Raw genomic sequence first — 414 nt, 5'->3', positions numbered from 1 at the left:
GGCATCGCTGGCATCGGCCCCCATCCAGCTATGGCCAGTGGCGAACAGCCAGAGCAGGGCACAGCTGGCCACACCCAGGGTGAGCAGGTTTGAGATCTGGCGTTGACGCACATCCTGTTCGGAGCACAAGGCAAGCCACAGCAGCAGAACAATGCTTTGCATTGGCAGGTCGCCCTTCCTAAAAGTTGAACACTTCTACCCGGTCAGTCAGGTTTCCTTGACTGAAGATAGACCGGAACGTGCGCACGAGTAGGCCTTGCAACCGAAAAAGGCGTGGTCGGAACGGATTTTGTCGTAGCTGTCACCGGGGCTGCGCTTGAGCCCCTGGCTGCTTTTGAAGGTTATTTCCGGCTACCCGGCGGGTAATTGCCCAGCACCTTGGCCACGGTGTTTCGAATGGCGCTGTTACGCTCT

Annotated in this window: 1 pseudogene; it reads right to left on the bottom strand. The window is 58.0% G+C overall.

Annotated features, from left to right (window positions below):
- Positions 1-162: pseudogene (locus GYA94_RS22400) on the bottom strand (prepilin peptidase); the annotation flags it as partial.
- Positions 163-414 lie beyond the last annotated feature (252 nt).

Origin of the sequence: Pseudomonas juntendi (assembly GCF_009932375.1) — a bacterium.
GTDB classification, from domain to species: domain Bacteria; phylum Pseudomonadota; class Gammaproteobacteria; order Pseudomonadales; family Pseudomonadaceae; genus Aquipseudomonas; species Aquipseudomonas juntendi.
Note: the sequence above shows the minus strand (reverse complement) of the source record. Positions and strands in the feature narration are given on the sequence as shown.